The sequence below is a fragment of the Niallia sp. genome (assembly GCF_031978665.1).
Classification (GTDB): domain Bacteria; phylum Bacillota; class Bacilli; order Bacillales; family Cytobacillaceae; genus Niallia.
Genome location: NZ_DALZDK010000023.1, coordinates 1 through 17449 on the forward strand (window position 1 = coordinate 1; position 17449 = coordinate 17449).

Consider the following 17449-nt stretch of genomic DNA (forward strand, 5'->3'; position numbering starts at 1 on the left):
CGGGTTCTCTGTTACCTTGATGACCGCTTTTTCTGCCGGTCGGGCTTAGATACGGGTTCTCTGTTACCTTGATGACCGCTTTTTCTGCCGGTCGGGCTTAGATACGGTTCTCTGTTACCTTGGCGACTGCTTTTCCAGCCATTCGGGCTCAGACAACGCTTCTCTGTTACCTTGGCGAACTCTTTTCCAGCCATTCGGGCTTAGACACAAACTCTAACCCACGCTCCTCTTACTCCCATTTCCAATCCGTTAACAAGAAAAACAGCACCACTCCCACCCCAACTCCAACATTCTTTCACAAAAATACAATAAAAAATGTATATCTCCAGAATTGTTTGCATTTCTTAGAAGTAACAGATTTTCATTTAAAGGGGGAGATTACAATGGGACGACATTCGAAGAAGTTGATGGTGGTAGAGGCGGTAAAGGATTGGGTAATCAATGGGCGAGTCAAGCCGGGAGAGCGGATTTATTCGGAGTATGAGCTTTCGAAGTTGTTTGATGTGAGCAGGCATACGGTTCGCTTAGCGATTGGGGAGCTTGTGGATGACGGGTGGCTTTATCGGGAGCCTGGGGTTGGCACCTTTTGCGGGGAGCCTTTTGCTAGTAAAAAGGGGAAGAACCGAACGAATGGGAAAAATATTGGGGTAATGACTACTTATATTTCTGATTATATTACGCCATCCATCATTCGCGGAATGGAGAGCTATTTGACGGATAGAGGCTACTCTTTAACAGTAGTTTGTACGGAAAATGATCATGCCAAAGAACGATTATGCATCCGTAACTTGCTTGATTTGAAAATGGATGGACTTATTTTGGAGCCTACCAAAAGCAGTCAATTTAATCCCAATATGGACTATTATCTAGAATTGGAAGAACGTAATATTCCGTATGTGATGATTAATCAGTTCTATTCCCAGCTCTCTCCCTTCCATTTGATTATGGATGATGTCAAAGGTGGATATATTGCGGCAGAGCATCTGATTCAGCTTGGGCATGAAAGAATTCTTGGTATCTTTAACTCCGATGATCTGCAAGGGGTCCATCGTATGAAGGGCTTCTTGCAGGCGATGCGCACTGGGAAGCTTCCGATTGTTCCGGAGCTGGTGGTCACCTTTACTACAGAACAATTCAACGATGATTTTGAGGAAAGATTATTGAATACGCTTACAAACAAAAAGAATACACCAACTGCCATTGTTTGCTATAACGATCTTGTTGCTGCAGCTGTCCAAAAAGTTTTGCAAAAATTAAATCTGTGCATACCTGAGGATGTCTCTCTCATCAGCTTTGACGATTCTTCTCTAGCAGAATCAGCTGAGATAAGGCTAACAACCATCGCTCATCCGAAAAGTCGCATGGGAATCGATGCTGCTAAATCTATTATTGCAGCAGTAGAGGGGAATGAACGAGACCTATCATTAGAGCCACCGATTATTTATGAACCAGCGCTAATAATCCGGTCCACAACAGACGTCGTAAAAAAAAACAGATCCGCAGTGTCTTAACACATGCGGATCCTCCAATATTAAAAAATCCTCCAATATTAAAAAATTATTTTTCCGATTAAGCCACTGATAATACCTAAAACGACAACGGAAATACTTACAAATACGAGCACTTTTCTTGGAAAAGATTTAGCTACGATCAATAAAGATGGCAAGCTAATGCTTGGAAGCGTAATAAGCAAGGCTGCTGCTGGTCCTGCACCTAATCCCATTGCCATTAAGGTTTGAATAATCGGAATTTCTGCAGCGGTTGGAATGACAAAAAGCATTCCAGCGATCGCAAATAACAGAATTGCAACTAAACTATTAGACATGCCCTCACTTAATTGTGGGAATAGCCAAAAGCGTGCAGCTCCAAGTATTAATACAGACAGAATATAAGCTGGAACGACATAAAGTAGCATGCTCCCAAGAGAACTAAACCATCTTCTTAAAAACGGTCGCTTATCTTCGCTATCTTCTATTAATTGATCTAACGACACAGGCGGAGTGTCTTTCGCAAACCGATTAGCAAGATAACTAATTCCAAAGGTTAAGATTAATCCAATCACTAGACGTAATAATGTAAACTTCCAAGAAAGAACAAAGGTCATAAAAATTAAGGTTGCTGGATTAATCGTTGGGTTTCCAATCCAAAAAGCTAGACTCGCTCCGACTGACGCATTCTTTTTGCGAAGTCCAACAGCAACTGGCGCGGCACAGCAAGTACACATCATTCCTGGAATAGATGCAAGTCCTGCAGCTGCTGTACTGCCAAAGCTAGTTTTTCCTAGAACCTTCAGCAACCACCCCGACGGTAAAAGCACTTGAACAAGGGATCCGAGCAGAATACCTAATATAGCTGCTTTCCAAACGGATTGAAAGTAGACAATAGCATAATCTACTGCTGCACTCCATGTAAAAGATGCTGAAATCTGATCTTGGAGAATGGAATCTCCAATAGAATGTGTTTGAAAAGAAAGGATTGCTTTATGATAATATGGCCACCATTTTACATAAGTAAGGCCAATTATCGTCACTAATATAAATAGAAAAGCAAACCAAAACGTTCTTTTTTTGCCTGATTGCTCCTCTGCTAACGTACTCATCTCTTTCACCTTCGATATCATTAAATTAAATGCGTTTAAATTATATCACATTTTAATTTTTAGATACCCGAAAAAGATTTATTCTCCTTTTTTTCCCATCCAATCTACTAAGTATGCATTGTCCTGCCCATTGCTTTATAATAGATAATGATGCTTAATAAAAAAATATTTATTTTACTAGAAAGAAGGTTGGTGTCATATGACACAGTCTTATTCCGTTAAACTTACATCTTTATCTTCAAAAGGAGGCTGCGGCTGTAAAATTGGGCCTGCTGACTTATCTGAAGTGATTCGTTCTCTTCCTCCAGCAGAGAAAAATCCGAATCTTCTCGTTGGCTTAGATACGAGCGATGATGCTGGGGTATATAAGCTTACCGATGAATTAGCGATTGTGCAAACTGTTGATTTCTTTACACCGATTGTGGATGATCCCTATTCATTCGGACAAATTGCAGCAGCAAATGCTTTAAGTGATATATATGCAATGGGCGGAAAACCATTAACTGCCTTAAATATTGTCGCTTTCCCTATTTCTGTATTGGAAAAAGAAATTCTGGCCGATATTATGCGAGGCGCTGGCGATAAAGTGAAAGAAGCGGGGGCTACCCTTGTTGGCGGCCATTCTATTGATGATAAAGAGCCAAAATTTGGTCTTGCCGTCACTGGTACGATTCATCCAGATAAAGTACGTACAAATGCAGGGGCTAAGCCTTCTGACAAGCTAATTTTAACAAAGCCAATTGGTGTCGGCATTTTAACAACATCCATTAAAAGAGGCTTGTTAACAACAGAAGAAATTGATCGTGTTACAAAAGTTATGGCTACACTGAATAAGAAGGCGGCCGAAGTGATGGATGCTTATGAAGTGCATGCTTGTACGGATGTCACTGGCTTTGGACTGCTTGGACATGCTTCTGAAATGGCAAAAGGAAGCAATACGACGATTCATATCGCTCCTAAGCAAGTCCCTGTTCTTCCTCGTGTAAAAGAACTTGCACAAGAAGGCGTTATTCCTGGTGGTACGAAAAACAACTTTGCCCATCTAGAAGGCGATGTTAGTTTCTCCTCTGAATTAGATGAAATCGATCAGTTGATCTTATGCGATGCGGTAACTTCTGGTGGATTGCTAATCTCCGTTAAAGGTGACCAAGCAGATGCATTATGGAAAGAATTAGTTGGTGCTGGCGTAGAAGCTGCCATCATTGGTGACGTCACAGAAGAACAGCCTGGCCATATTTTTGTTGGGTAAGAGAAAGGCGGAACTACCTTGTTTCAAGATATAACAATTGAACGATTATTTGAATTACGGGAGAAAAAAGAATTTTCTTTAGTTGATGTTCGCTCTCCCTCTGAATTTCATGAGCATTCCATTCCAGGCAGTATTAATATTCCACTTTTCAATGATGAAGAAAGAGCAGAGGTTGGAACGATTTATAAGCAGGTCAGCGTAGAAGCAGCAAAAGCGCGTGGCTTGGAAATTGTCTCTGCTAAACTGCCTACTTTCATCCAATCCTTTCAGGAATTGTCCAGAGATGTAGTGGTATTCTGCTGGCGGGGCGGCATGCGTAGTAAAACTGCGGCAACGCTCATCGATTTAATGGGCGTTCATAGCTACCGATTGCAAGGCGGATTCCGCACGTATCGCCAATGGGTGATTCATAAATTGGATACAATGGAATTGCCCCAAGAAGCGATTGTGTTAAACGGCTACACTGGTTCAAATAAAACCGTGATCCTGCAGCAATTAACACAAGAAGGGCTTCCAGTTCTTGAATTAGAAGGAATGGCAAATCATCGTGGTTCGATCTTTGGACAAATTGGACTAAAGCCTAACAATCAGAAGACATTCGACTCCTTACTTGTCGGCGAAATCGAAAAGCTCCCCTCTTCTCCTTATTTTTTAATGGAGGGAGAAAGTAAGCGCATTGGTAAAGTATTACTGCCTGACTTTCTTTTGAAAAAAAAGGAGTCTGGTCTTCAGCTGTTTATTCATATGCCAATTGAAGAGAGAGTTCAGCATATATTAGCAGATTATTCCCCATGGGATCATCACGATGAATGTGTAGAAGCATTTCAGCTAATTAAACGGCGCATTCACACACCTGCTGCCGCAAAAATAGAAGAAGCCTTGCAGACTGAGAATTATGCTGAGGCAGTCGCCTTGCTGCTAACCTATTATTATGATCCTCTCTATGAAAGAACGGCCATGCAGTACAAAGATGAACAAACCATTGATTTATATGTAAAAAATACAGAGGATGCGATCGCCAAAGTAAAGGAATTTTGGCAGAAAAAGAGTCGCACAGCACAAAAAAGTGAAGTGAAGGAGCTCTAGCGGCATTTTCACTTAAAAAAAGGCATTACTGCTTGTTATTTGGACAAGCGGCAATGCCTTTTTGCTGTTTGATGGTGATGGGAATTTGGATTATGATCCAAACTTTTAAGGATATGATCCAAATTTTTGATTTATTGTCCAAACTTCTATCGATATGATCCAAACTTTCAATTTATTGTCCAAACTAATAGCATTATGATCCAAACTTCCATTTTATTATCCAAACTCACAACATGATGATTCAAAATTACGTTTTATACTTCAAAGCAATCCCCCCACTACTTCCCTAACCGAATCACATTCCAAGACAACTTAGGCGGCAATGCAGCCACTTTTCCATCTTCCACACTCGCATCTCCGTTAGAATGCGGGGCAACCGCTTGAGCCTGAACGGAATTTGTTCTTTTTAAATCTGGATTTTCCAGCACTATATGCTCGACCACTTTATATCCATCAAAATTACGAATATCGCATTCTAGCTGTAAACCGTCTTCCTGATCTCTATTCACTGCGAAGATGGTTAACTCTTCTGTTTCTTCATTATAGACTGCTGTAGATTCTAGGAATGGGATATCTGTGAAATCCTTGCTGTCATATTTCGGACTGGAAACAATCGGATTTAATGCAACGCCTCTTCCATAAATAGATGTATGCATATATGGATAAAAAATCGTTTGCTTCCAAGCAGGGCCATTCGCTTCTGTCATAATTGGCGCGATTACATTTACTAATTGCGCGAGACATGCAATCTTTAAACGGTCTGCATGCTTCAGCATCGTAATCAGCATACACCCTACTAAAAGAGCATCTTCGAAATTATAAATATCTTCTAATTGAGGTGGCGCAACAGTCCATGGCTCGATTTTTTTATCTGCTTCTCTGGAGTGGTACCATACATTCCACTCATCGAAGGACAAGTAAATCGATTTCTTACTTCGTTTTTTCGCCTTTATATAGTCCGCAATACTGATGACAGATCGAATAAAGTCATCCATTTCCAGTGATAGAGCTAAGTAATTACCAATCTCATTATCATGGTTTCCATAGTATTGGTGGAGCGATATAAAGTCGACATGATCATACGTATAATCTAAGACTGTTGCCTCCCATTCTGCAAAGGTTGGCATACTGCGGTTCGAGCTTCCACATGCAACAAGTTCAATCGATGGATCCACCCATTTCATTACTTTCGCTGCTTCTTGTGCAACTCTGCCATATTCCGCAGCTGTTTTATGGCCAATTTGCCAAGGGCCGTCCATCTCATTGCCAAGGCACCATGTTTTTATTTTATGCGGCTCTTTGTAACCATGGCTGATTCGCAAATCACTATAGTAGGAACCACTTGGATGATTGCAATATTCTACTAGATTTCTAGCGGCGTCTATCCCTCTTGTTCCTAAATTGACCGCCATATTTACTTCCGCATCCACCTTCTTGGCAAAATCCATAAATTCATTTGTGCCAATCTCATTGGTTTCTGTCGTTCTCCATGCAAGCTCTAACCGTTTTGGACGTTCTGCGACAGGTCCGACACCATCCTCCCAATTGTAGCCAGAAACAAAGTTTCCACCAGGGTATCGAATAATCGGTACCTGTAGCTCTTTGATTAATCCGATGACATCTTTTCTAAATCCTTGTTCATCTGCAGATGGATGGCCTGGTTCATAAACGCCTCCATATACGGCTCGACCAAGATGCTCAATAAAGGAACCATAAATTCTCTTATCGATTTCCGCTACTTTAAAATCCTTTTCAATGATCATTTTCGCCTTTTTACTCAATGAACTCATCCCTTCTAACTCTTTATTAGCCGCGACTAAAAACAGCTCTTTATTTTAGCTTTGTTTGAATTGATTAACATGTTTACATAGTATTAGCTGAATCCGCGAAAAATGTATTCGTTTTCATTTTTCGTTCTATTTGCTTATTATTTAATCGATAGTTTCCTATTCTTTCTAAATACCCTTCGTTATTATAGTTCGATTAGCTTGTCTCTTTTCCTTCTTTTAAAACAATCATTTATTCTTCTAAGTCAAAAGAACGAATTTATATTTTCCCTTCTTTTTAATAAAACCTAAAACATATGATTTAGAAAAAGCATAATAGAGTGGAAAATAAACCGTTGATTTAAATAGTAATCTCTGTTTCTTTTAATAACAGTAAAATAGGAGGCCATTTTAGATGTTTACTAATCCTTTTATTAATAGAGTCTACTCCCTTTCAAATTGGATGTTAAAGGTGTGCTATGTGAATGTCTTATGGATAGTTTTTACTTTGCTGGGATTGGTTCTTGGCGGATTTTTTCCCGCTACGATTGCAATGTTTGCTATTTGTCAAAAGTGGTTGATAGGGGATAGGGATATACCTATTTTTACAACCTTTTGGGGCGTATATAAAAAGGAATTTGCAAGAAGTAATCTTTTAGGTTTATTTCTGCTTTTCATTGGAGTCGTCCTCTATGTGGATTTATTGATGATTGAACAGACGAATATTGCTCTTCTTTCTTATTTATATATTCCTCTCTTCCTAATTTGCGGATTATACTTCATTACCTTATTATCTTTTTTTCCTATGTATGTCCAGTATGATGTTAGAGGCTTCCAGCTAATGAAAAATGCTTTATTCATTAGCTTTATCACTCCTTTCTCTCTCGTAAAATACATCATTGGTCTTGCTTTTATTAGCTATTTATTGCTTACTTTCCCAGGCTCTATTCTACTCTTTGGAGGATGTCTGCCAGCCCTTTATATTATGTGGGTTGCCAAGTCAACCTTTGCACAATACGAAAGAAAAAAAGAAGCCATCCAACAATAATCTTAAGGGTGTGATGTCATGATTCATATTAAAGATTTACGTTCTGGTGTTCCAATTTTCAAAGCATTGAGCTCTGAAATACGGATTGAAATATTATCTCTTTTAACAAAAAATAGGAGTCTCAATTTAAATGAAATTGCCCAAAAGCTCAATATGTCTAACGGAGCTGTAACTATGCATATAAAGAAACTAGAGGAAAGCGGCATCATTGATGTGTCCACCGCTGTCGGCAAGCATGGAATCCAAAAAATTTGCTATTTAAATGAGCATTTACTTACAGTGGAATTGCAAAACAATCCGAGTGAAAATTATTATGAATACGAAATAAAGGTAGGGCATTATTGCGATTATATGGCAGATGCAACATGTGGACTCGCTACAAAGGACAGTATTATTGGAGAATTCGACGATCCCCGTTACTTTGCAGACCCAGATCATATGGCGGCAGGCATCATTTGGCTAACAAAAGGCTTCTTAGAATATCGTATCCCCAACTATTTAAAAACAAATCAGCGCTTTAAAGAAATCCAATTCATTTTCGAAATAGGCTCAGAAGCACCTTATTATAATAATAATTGGCCATCTGATATCGTCTTTTCGCTAAACAATAACAACTTGGGTAAATGGACTTCGCCTGGAGATTTCGGCGGAGAAAAGGGATCCTGCACTCCAGCCTGGTGGCCCCCTCACTTAAATCAATATGGCCAGTTAAAATTACTAAGAATCAATGAACACGGTACCTTTATAGATGGCTGCCGAATTTCAAACGTAACCATCTCAGATATTACACTCCATCATAAGTCAGACATTAAATTTCGCCTCGCAGTAGCCAACGAAGGAAACATCGGCGGATTAACCTTATATGGAAAAAACTTTGGAAACTATCCACAGGATATCATCGCAAGAATAATGTATGATGTAGTGACTTGATTATAACTTCTTCTATGTGTGAAAACTCGTTGATTTTAAGCGGACATGCGAAACGAGGAGACTCACCTCTTGCCTTGCAGAAAGTGAGCACATATGAGTGGAAATCAACCTACTTGTTTAGGAAAAACAACTATTCCCACCCAAAAATAAAAAAACGCCTTTCACATGTAGAGAAACCTACACTCAAAAGGCGTTTCTTCTTATAAAACTTTGATTTTAGCTAAATCAGCTTTATCAAGTACTTCTTTCATATATTCAAGAATTTCTTCTCTCATTTCATCACGTTGCAACGCAAATTCTAATGTTGTTTTTACAAATCCTAAAGTTTCACCAACATCATAACGATCCCCAGTGAAATCATAAGCAAAAACGCGTTGAATTTGGTTTAATTGTTGGATAGCATCTGTTAATTGGATTTCTCCGCCTGCACCTACTTGTTGTTTTTCCAAGTACATGAAGATTTCTGGTGTAAACACATAGCGACCCATAATAGCTAAGTTAGAAGGAGCTGTTCCTGGTGCAGGTTTTTCAATGAAATTGTTAACCTGATATCTTCTTCCTTCTTGTTCCCCTGGATCTACAATTCCGTAACGGTGTGTTTCATTATCCGGTACAGTTTGAACACCAATAACAGAAGCATGTGTTTCTTCATATTGGTCAATTAATTGCTTTAGGCATGGTGTATCGCTTTGTACGATATCGTCACCAAGCAGAACAGCAAAAGGCTCATCGCCAATAAAGCTTTTTGCACACCAAACGGCATGTCCTAAGCCTTTAGGTTCTTTTTGTCTAATATAATGAATATCTGCAAGATTAGAAGAATATTGAACTTTTTCAAGTAAGTCAAATTTCTTTTTATCACGAAGGTTTTGTTCTAATTCGTGGGCGTAATCGAAGTGATCTTCAATCGCTCTTTTTCCTTTACCAGTAACAATAATAATATCTTCAATACCAGAAGCAATTGCTTCTTCTACAATATATTGAATAGTAGGCTTATCGACAATTGGTAACATTTCTTTCGGCATTGCTTTCGTAGCTGGCAAAAATCTAGTTCCTAGACCAGCGGCTGGAATGATCGCTTTTCTTACTTTTTTCAAGTTATTTCCTCCTTTAGGCAATTCATTTATGATTATACCATTTTTTTGTTAAAAAGGAACTCCAAACCGGATTTCATTTTTGTGAATTTTTTACAAATCTCATAGAATCGTTCTGTATTTAGGACATAAAAATAGAAAAAAATCGGAGAAATATCATAAAAATTGTTCTTAATAACGTACATCTATCATACCATTTTCTCATTTCTTTGAAAATAGTTTTATATGTATTTTTTAATAAAGTTATCATTTTTTACAATATTTTGTCAAATGAGTTGGGTATACCTCTGTAAATATAGATTAAATATTCAGAAAACTTTATTTAAGCATACAAAAAAAGAGCTGTAATTACAACCCTTTTTTTTTACAACATTATTCAGCAAATACTTCTTCCTCTGTAACCCATTTATGATTGGTTACCATCTCACCGCCAGTAGTTGGTTGATAGTCTACCATATACACAGTCGTATTCTCAGCGGATTCAATAATTGCCTTTGCCCCGTTCATGCCTTCCATATGATCTGCTTCTAGGGTAACCTCTGTCCCTTTCTCAAGCATTTCACTTCCGGCATCCTTTATTTCATCTTGAATCACCCATTTATGATGCTTAACTTGCTCTCCTCCTGTTGTTGGAGTATAAGTCACTTGATAGGCAATAGTATTAAAGGCATTTAAAACGGTCGCTTCTGCTCCATTCATCCCTTCCATATGATCTGCTTTTAAGATCACTTGACTACCTTCTTTATATGTCGGATCCTCTGCAGGCTCTAAGCCTTCGGGAATATCTGGAGAGCCAGTTTCTTGGTGCTCATGCTGGGCTTGGCTTGATTCGTTATCGCTCTTTTCTTCAGCAGATGAACAGCCATAAAACAGTAGTATTACAGTAAAAATAGCAGCGATGGAAACATGTCTACTTTTCATATCCTTACCTCCTCTATTATGAATTCTTTCACTTTAGAGGTATTTTTAAACATTTGAAACCATTAATTGGCTAAAGGTAAACGAATCGTAAAGGTTGTGCCGACTCCATCCTCGGATACGAAATCTATTTTGCCTTTATGCTCTGCAATAATGTTATAGCAGATTACTAACCCAAGACCAGTTCCCTTTTCTTTTGTTGTGTAAAAAGGTTCGCCAAGCTTATTCTTTATTTCATTTGGAATTCCTTTGCCATTGTCTTTAATCGTGACGACAATCCACTTTCCATCCAGGCTTGCTTCCATATTAATGGTGCCGCCATTATCCATCGCTTCAATTGCATTTTTGACCAAATTGATAAAAACCTGTTTCATCTGATCTACATTGCATAAAGCATGTAAATTATTATCATTTGTATCTAAATTAATGACGACATTATCTAAATTGGCTTGTGATTGCATTAAAGTATAGACATCCAGAAGAATTTTTCCGATATTTATTTCTTTAATTTCCGACTTTGCTGGTTTTCCCAAAAACATTAGCTCGCTGGCAATTGTTTCAATCCGGTTGATTTCAATATCAATAATTGGGTAAATATCACTTAAATTCATTGCTCCTTGGTATGCGAGCTTTAGGAAGCCTTTAATAGCAGTAAGGGGATTTCTAATTTCATGAGCAATACTTGCTGCCAATTGACCGGCGATTCCTAGTTTTTCATTTTTAATCTGAAGCTGTTGATTCTCTTTTCTGACGCTTATGTCTCGGGCGATGATAATGATTGTTGAGCTTAAATCTTCAAAAAGAAACGGATATGCTAAAATCTCTACCTCTACTATTTTTCCCTTAGGGGTAATAAGCTCCATTTCGTAGGGAGTGGCTATTTCTTCTCCCCAAATAAGCTCTTCCCTTTCTAAATACTTTTCTAAGAAATCCGGTTCCATAATCTCATAAGCTGATTTTCCAACAATGTCCTCGGTACCTAATAATTTTGCAGCTGCTTTATTTGCATACATAATAATATTGTTGGAAGTAATGAAGACAGCGTCTAGCATGTCTTCTACTAGTCGGGAATAGTAGGTTTGTGCTAGTTGAAGATTGGCAATTGTCTCTTCGTACTTGCCATTTCGTACAGGGGAAGGAAGCTTGATTTCTTTTTTATAAACATTGGATAATGCAAATTCCGTATCTGTCATCACATATGGATGGTACTTTTTTAAATCGATATAATTGTTTGCAGATAATTCCGCCCCGCTATAAGCACATACCGCGTAATTTTGATAATTTCTTATGTAATCATCTACTTCATCCTCGTATTGAAGCACTATTTCTATAATTTTATCTTGATTGGAGGGGATCGGGATTTTCCCCCAAAAACGAATCGTTATGTCTTTATTGAAAAAATAACTGGGGTCAACTGAGTCTCTAGTTGCTTCTAAAATAGTCTCTAAACGAAGATCTCCATTTAGATAAAAGACCTCTTCCCTATCAACAAAATGAATTCGATTAATTAGCTCCTTATGTACTCCGTTTTCTTCCAGATTTTTGATAATTAGTGGCCATATTTCCTTCTGATCTACTAAAATAACTATTTCCTCCAAAAGCAGGCCGGTTTTTATGAAGGAGGCTGCATTAGCTATGTATTTATCTTCATTGCTTGTTATGTACATGATATGCGCGCCACAAGTCATATCAGAGAGATTTGTAAGAGCAACCTCTGGATGGAACCTTGTCTGAGGAGTATATACAGCCATTAAAAACCCCCAACTTTCTTTATAAGTTTAATATCTTTTTATTATAGCATGTAAATTTCCGACTATTCGGAGGATTTTTTGTTTTTCTGTAAAAAAAAGAAGACATTTCCTTCCCTGCTTTAATACAGGGAGGGAAGTGTCTTCTTATTCTTCATATTCATACAATGTCGCACTTTCAATATAGTTAATAAATCGTCGCAGGTCTTTTGCCTGTTCTCGATTCATTTCACCTTTTTCATACATTTGCTGAATACTTGCACGCTGTTGATCGACGATGCGTAGACGTAGTTCTTCTTTCTGTTCCTGTATTTTTTCATTAAAGGATGCAGATGGTTTCTCCCACCGATCCACCAATCGTTGGTATTCCCGAATGACAACTTGTATCCATTGTTTTTCCTCCGAGGATTCCTTCCATTTTTCTAAATAGGAGATAGCTGATTTTATCGAATTCAACTGAATTTCTTTTCCAATGCGAATTTGTTCTCTTCTGTCTAGTTTGGTTCTGCGCTGCCTTCTCGCAAAACGTTTCCAGCTTCTAATCGCCTTTCCAAATAGAAACCTAGTTCCTGCCTGCATATTTGTGGAAAGAGCTTCTTCTCGATAATCTAATGATTTCTCAAATATCGCAAACACTTCTTCTGTAATCTTTTCCTCGTTTAATAGCTGGTGAACATAGTTTCGTTCTTGCTTAAGAGCACGTAACCTAATTTCGGTCATCGCTTTAAGACGAGGTTCTTCCTCCTCTATTCTTGCCACTTGATTTAATTGACGAATCCGTCGTTTATATTCATCTATTAATTCATAGGCTGCTGTACTATTTTCTTCATTCATTTCTAAATATAGCTTATCAATGGTTGCTATCATAATTTTTTTCTTTGCACTCGTTAGCAGATCCTCATCATTTATTTCCGGCATGCCACTATTTTTACTAAGGTATGGCAAGAATATAGTAGCTGCAAGTAAAGTAAAGAGGATAACACCTGCAGCTAGAAAGAGAATTAACGATCGTTCTGGAAACCCCTGTCCTGTATGGATGACAAATGGTATCGATAGAACCCCTGCCATGGTCACCGCCCCGCGTACTCCCGTCAAGCTGACAAGTAAGATATGCTTAATACTTGGCTTTTCGCTTGTCTTTGCCTTATCTGTTTTATATTCATAAATGGAAAATAAATACGACCAGAAAAAACGGATACCAAGAATAACAGCGCCAATTAATAAGACATATCCGATAATTAACCAATTGCTCAAAGAAGGATCTTCTACCGTATCTACAATGGACGAGGGAATATTTAAACCTAATAGTAGGAAGACAATTCCGTTGAGAATAAAAATAACGATAGACCAAATATTTTCTGTCAAAACCTGCTCCTCAGCAAGCAACGTCTCTGTTCTTTCACTCACTAATGAATGAATAATGCCGCCGACCACAACTGCAATAACACCAGAAGCATGGAGCATTTCCTCTGCCACAATAAAGATTAAGAAGGGAGTCAACACCTGTAATAAGGAGTGAAAGGTGACATCATGTATCCCTTGTTTTCGTAAAAGAAAGCGAAACATCACAATAAGAAGACTTAAAGCTAACCCTGCAACTGCCCCTATAAAAAAGGTATAGGCAAAATCAGTAATCGCCTCTGCAATCGAGAAATAGCCTGTCACAACAGCCGCAACCGCATAATTAAAAGCAACTAATCCTGAGGCATCATTGATAAGCGATTCCCCTCTTACTAGGTTAAGCACGCTTGTCGGGATATGAATTCGCTTCGCAATCCCATTTACCGCGACTGGATCTGTCGGGGAAAGAATTGCCGCTAATGCAAAGGCTGCCGCCAAAGGAATACTTGGAATGAGCCAGTGAATGAAGTATCCGCCAATGATTGTTGTAAGTAATACCAATATAATCGCATTCCCTAAAATGGAAGCGCGCATTTTCCATAAATCTTCTCGTGGAAAATGCCTGCCATCGTTATAAAGCAGTGGCGCAACAAATAATAGTAAAAACCACTCCGCCTCTAGTTCAAATTCCATTTCGGAAAATAGAAGGGCCATTACCACCCCAAACGCAATTTGCGTAAGCGCAGTTGGAATGGAGGGGAGATAATGGCTAATAATATTAGATATTAGTAAACAGAGTAATAATAAAATGATAGTAATTAATAAATCCATCCTTGTGGTCTCCTTGAAGATTACTTCTCCTAGTTTCTCTCATTTTTATGTGTATTATGTTGTTTCATTTAAAAAGAGATTCCCCTAAATGGAATCTCTCTATTTGTTTATACCGTATATCTTTCTTTTATCAATTTCAAATGATGGCGTTCATGGCCAGCGATAATATAGATAAGGGCATTCGCCGTAAATTCTCCATTATTAGCAAAGCCGCTCTTTTCCCAAGCCTCTTCTGGAAGACCTTTTACCAGTGCAACTGTTGACATGCGAACTGCTTTGAATTCTTGAAGAAGATCATCTATTGTTCTTGTTGAAAAATGTGCATTCTCTACATAGACTTCATCATCATAGCCTGCTAACGGCGTTTTATCTCCTCTTGCAATGCGCAATAAACGATAAGCCATAATTCGCTCGGTGTCGATTATATGACCAATCACTTCTATAAGCGACCACTTACCTTCTGCATAGCGGAAATCTTTTCGGTCTTCATTTGCCTTCACATAAGCAATCGTTTCTTCTAATTGAGAAGCAATAATCTCGATAATGTCTCCTTCCGGAACTAAGCCTACGTAACCTCTGTAGTGTTCTGGATAATCTGTAACTGCTGGTTTTGCCATCATTATTCCTCCTTATCCTTCTACTGGGGATTCTGGACCTTTCAATTCTAGCTGATAAAAAGCCAAATCCAGCCATTTCTCAAATTTATAGCCTGCTTTTTTAATTGTGCCTGAATAAGTAAATCCTAATTTCTCATGGATGAAAATACTTCCTTGATTCGTGCTGTCAATCCCTGCAATTAGCGTCGCATAGCCCTCTTCCTCTGCACATTCGATTAGTGCTTTTAGCAATAAGGTGCCAATCCCCTTTTTTCTCGCCTCTTTATGCACATACACAGAATGCTCAATCGAATACTTATAAGCCGGCCATGCCCGAAATGGACCATATGTAGCAAACCCGAGCACTTTTCCATCCTCCTCAAAAACATAAAGAGGATACCCTCCTTCAGATCTTTGGTTAAACCATATTTTTCTGTCTTCTAAGGAATGTGCACGATAATCATATACGGCTGTTGTATGTAAGATTGCATCATTGTATATTTCTAAAACATCTCCTAAATCTGTTTCCTTCATCTCTCGGATCATCGCCATATCCCCTTTTTTCTACTATTGGAAAAATTCCAGCTAATTTTATAATCTTATTAAGTAAGATACCAATCAGAGGAGAAAAATGAAAGTATTTTCTATTGATAGAGGGTGATATTTTTATGAAAAAAAGATGCCTTTTTAAAGACATCCCTTACTTTTTCTCGCTATTGTAGCCTCTATCCCCAAACGGCTGCAGCTTGTCTAACCACTTTTCTTCTAGCTTTGCTAGCTCTTCTTTTTCATTATAATAAGGATCCTCTTTCGGCTTTAGCACTTCTACTATTTCAAATACAAATGCATCCTTACCGAATGCCTTCCATTCTTCCACCAATTTTTTATTGGCATATCCGCCATTTTCTAAGGAAAACTTAACTCCATTAATCGTTTTAAAATTTCTTGTGCTAGCAACACAAACTTTCCCGTTCTCTTTATTTGTTATCGTATAAATACCAGCTTCAATTGGGATTTCCCGATATTGCTGTTTTAGCTCTTTTTTGCGATCCATTTTCTTTCACCCTTCTCTCATTTTTTTAACCAATAAAGACTGCCATCTGCTTTGCGATCAAGGAATCCGTATTCTATTAAATACCTTCTTATTAGAACGTAGTCCTCATAAATAGTCATTAAAAGCTGATTTAATTCCTTTTCCGAAAAGCTCTCCTGCTCCTCTAATCGATTCGCTATTTCACGAAGTACCATTAATTTTTGCTTTTGTTTAATTGGAAATTTACTCAATACCCCATCCTTGAAATATTTAGCTGCTACTTCCACTTGCTCTTCTTCGGTAATATTATATCTGTCATCTACCATCGTAGCCGTTTGATGAACAGGGACAAAACTAGGCGCATGATTATCTTTTTCCTTCAGCAATTCCATAATCGCCAAAAAATTTCTTGCTTGCCGTTCCTTTTCCTTAAGAGCAAAGCGATGATGCCTTATCGTTGAAGCACTGCCAATCTCCAGCTCCTTCTTCACCTCTGCATCACTTTTCCCTTGATAAAAAAGCTCCAGCAATTTTGTCTGATGCTCCGTTAACCCCGTCATTTTCTTGTCGAGACTAATTAAATAATGAAAAACAGATTGATGCACACCCTCAATATGGAGCTTCATAAACTTCTCCGCTTCATATAATTTCCCATCTTGCGGATAGATCACGCCTTTCTCTATTTGCTCCCCACATAATAGACAAAGATACGAATCCGATTCCTCTATATATCCCTTTTTTAATTCTTCGATTGTTGCATTTTGAAAAATAGATGAAACATCCATAAAACAAACACCTCGTTGTTTCGTTTGTTATTTTATAAACAAATTTTATTTTTGTTAGTTAAATAATAAACTCTTTTGGGTTTTTCGTCAATATTAAGGGGATTTTTGTATTGGCGGTGGATGAACGCTATTTTTTGCTTTTTTGTTTTGCTTTTTGGTTTTCATCCGCTTGATGAACACCACTTTTCGCTTTGTCGCTTTGCTTTTTGGTTTTCATCCTCTTGATGAACGCCACTTTTCGCTTTGTTGCTTTGCTTTTTGGTTTTCATTCGGTAGATGAACACCACTTTTCACTTTTTCGCTTTGCTTTTTGGATTTCATTCGGTGGATGAACATCACTTTTTACTTTGTCGCTTTGCTTTTTGGTTTTCATTCGGTGGATGAACACCACTTTTTACTTTGTCGCTTTACTTTTTGGTTTTCAT

At 38.2% G+C, this 17449-nt stretch carries 15 protein-coding genes; 5 read left to right on the forward strand and 10 right to left on the reverse strand.

The window, feature by feature from the left end; all coding sequences use genetic code 11:
• The first annotated feature begins 383 nt into the window (after positions 1-383).
• Positions 384-1511 (forward strand): GntR family transcriptional regulator, encoded by a 1128-nt coding sequence (locus RTL21_RS13540; RefSeq protein ID WP_312096413.1) that lies wholly within the window; start codon positions 384-386, stop codon positions 1509-1511.
• Positions 1512-1549: 38 nt separating this feature from the next.
• Here the strand turns inward: RTL21_RS13540 and RTL21_RS13545 are convergent, their stop codons facing one another.
• Positions 1550-2599, reverse strand: a complete 1050-nt coding sequence (locus tag RTL21_RS13545) for a permease (RefSeq protein ID WP_312096414.1) — start codon at positions 2597-2599, stop codon at positions 1550-1552.
• Positions 2600-2798: 199 nt separating this feature from the next.
• Here RTL21_RS13545 and selD point away from each other — a divergent pair, with 199 nt between their 5' ends.
• Together selD and mnmH are read left to right on the forward strand one after the other, a co-directional pair.
• Positions 2799-3848 carry a selenide, water dikinase SelD gene (selD, locus tag RTL21_RS13550; protein ID WP_312096415.1) on the forward strand — a complete coding sequence of 350 codons (1050 nt, stop codon included), beginning with the start codon at positions 2799-2801 and terminating at the stop codon, positions 3846-3848.
• Positions 3849-3866: 18 nt separating this feature from the next.
• Positions 3867-4934 carry a tRNA 2-selenouridine(34) synthase MnmH gene (mnmH, locus tag RTL21_RS13555; protein ID WP_312096416.1) on the forward strand — a complete coding sequence of 356 codons (1068 nt, stop codon included), beginning with the start codon at positions 3867-3869 and terminating at the stop codon, positions 4932-4934.
• A gap of 278 nt (positions 4935-5212) precedes the next feature.
• On the opposite strand, the gene arfA is transcribed toward mnmH, so the two are convergent.
• Positions 5213-6724, reverse strand: a complete 1512-nt coding sequence (gene arfA / locus RTL21_RS13560) for an arabinosylfuranosidase ArfA (RefSeq protein ID WP_312096417.1) — start codon at positions 6722-6724, stop codon at positions 5213-5215.
• A gap of 391 nt (positions 6725-7115) precedes the next feature.
• On the opposite strand from arfA, the gene RTL21_RS13565 reads away from it, so the two are divergent.
• On the forward strand, positions 7116-7748 hold the full coding sequence (locus RTL21_RS13565) for a YesL family protein (protein ID WP_312096418.1): 633 nt from the start codon (positions 7116-7118) through the stop codon (positions 7746-7748).
• Positions 7749-7766: 18 nt separating this feature from the next.
• Positions 7767-8678, forward strand: coding sequence for an ArsR/SmtB family transcription factor (locus tag RTL21_RS13570; protein WP_312096419.1), 912 nt, complete (start codon positions 7767-7769; stop codon positions 8676-8678).
• Positions 8679-8878: 200 nt separating this feature from the next.
• Here the strand turns inward: RTL21_RS13570 and galU are convergent, their stop codons facing one another.
• The 8 genes from galU to RTL21_RS13610 form a co-directional block, all read right to left on the reverse strand.
• On the reverse strand, positions 8879-9775 hold the full coding sequence (galU, locus tag RTL21_RS13575; protein WP_312096420.1) for a UTP--glucose-1-phosphate uridylyltransferase GalU: 897 nt from the start codon (positions 9773-9775) through the stop codon (positions 8879-8881).
• 369 nt (positions 9776-10144) lie between these two features.
• A complete protein-coding gene (locus RTL21_RS13580; RefSeq protein ID WP_312096421.1) occupies positions 10145-10693 on the reverse strand; it encodes a YdhK family protein in 549 nt (182 codons plus the stop codon).
• A gap of 62 nt (positions 10694-10755) precedes the next feature.
• The gene (locus RTL21_RS13585) at positions 10756-12441 is read right to left on the reverse strand and encodes an ATP-binding protein (RefSeq protein WP_312096422.1); all 1686 of its coding nucleotides are present in this window, start codon (positions 12439-12441) and stop codon (positions 10756-10758) included.
• Between the two features lie 144 nt (positions 12442-12585).
• Complete coding sequence (locus RTL21_RS13590; protein WP_312096423.1) at positions 12586-14610, reverse strand: Na+/H+ antiporter; 2025 nt, start codon at positions 14608-14610, stop codon at positions 12586-12588.
• Positions 14611-14717: 107 nt separating this feature from the next.
• Positions 14718-15227, reverse strand: a complete 510-nt coding sequence (locus RTL21_RS13595; RefSeq protein WP_312096424.1) for a DinB family protein — start codon at positions 15225-15227, stop codon at positions 14718-14720.
• Positions 15228-15239: 12 nt separating this feature from the next.
• Positions 15240-15752 carry a GNAT family N-acetyltransferase gene (locus RTL21_RS13600; RefSeq protein WP_312096425.1) on the reverse strand — a complete coding sequence of 171 codons (513 nt, stop codon included), beginning with the start codon at positions 15750-15752 and terminating at the stop codon, positions 15240-15242.
• A 154-nt stretch (positions 15753-15906) separates the two neighbouring features.
• A complete protein-coding gene (locus RTL21_RS13605; RefSeq protein WP_312096426.1) occupies positions 15907-16260 on the reverse strand; it encodes a GIY-YIG nuclease family protein in 354 nt (117 codons plus the stop codon).
• Between the two features lie 17 nt (positions 16261-16277).
• Positions 16278-17024 carry a DUF2087 domain-containing protein gene (locus tag RTL21_RS13610; RefSeq protein WP_312096427.1) on the reverse strand — a complete coding sequence of 249 codons (747 nt, stop codon included), beginning with the start codon at positions 17022-17024 and terminating at the stop codon, positions 16278-16280.
• Positions 17025-17449 lie beyond the last annotated feature (425 nt).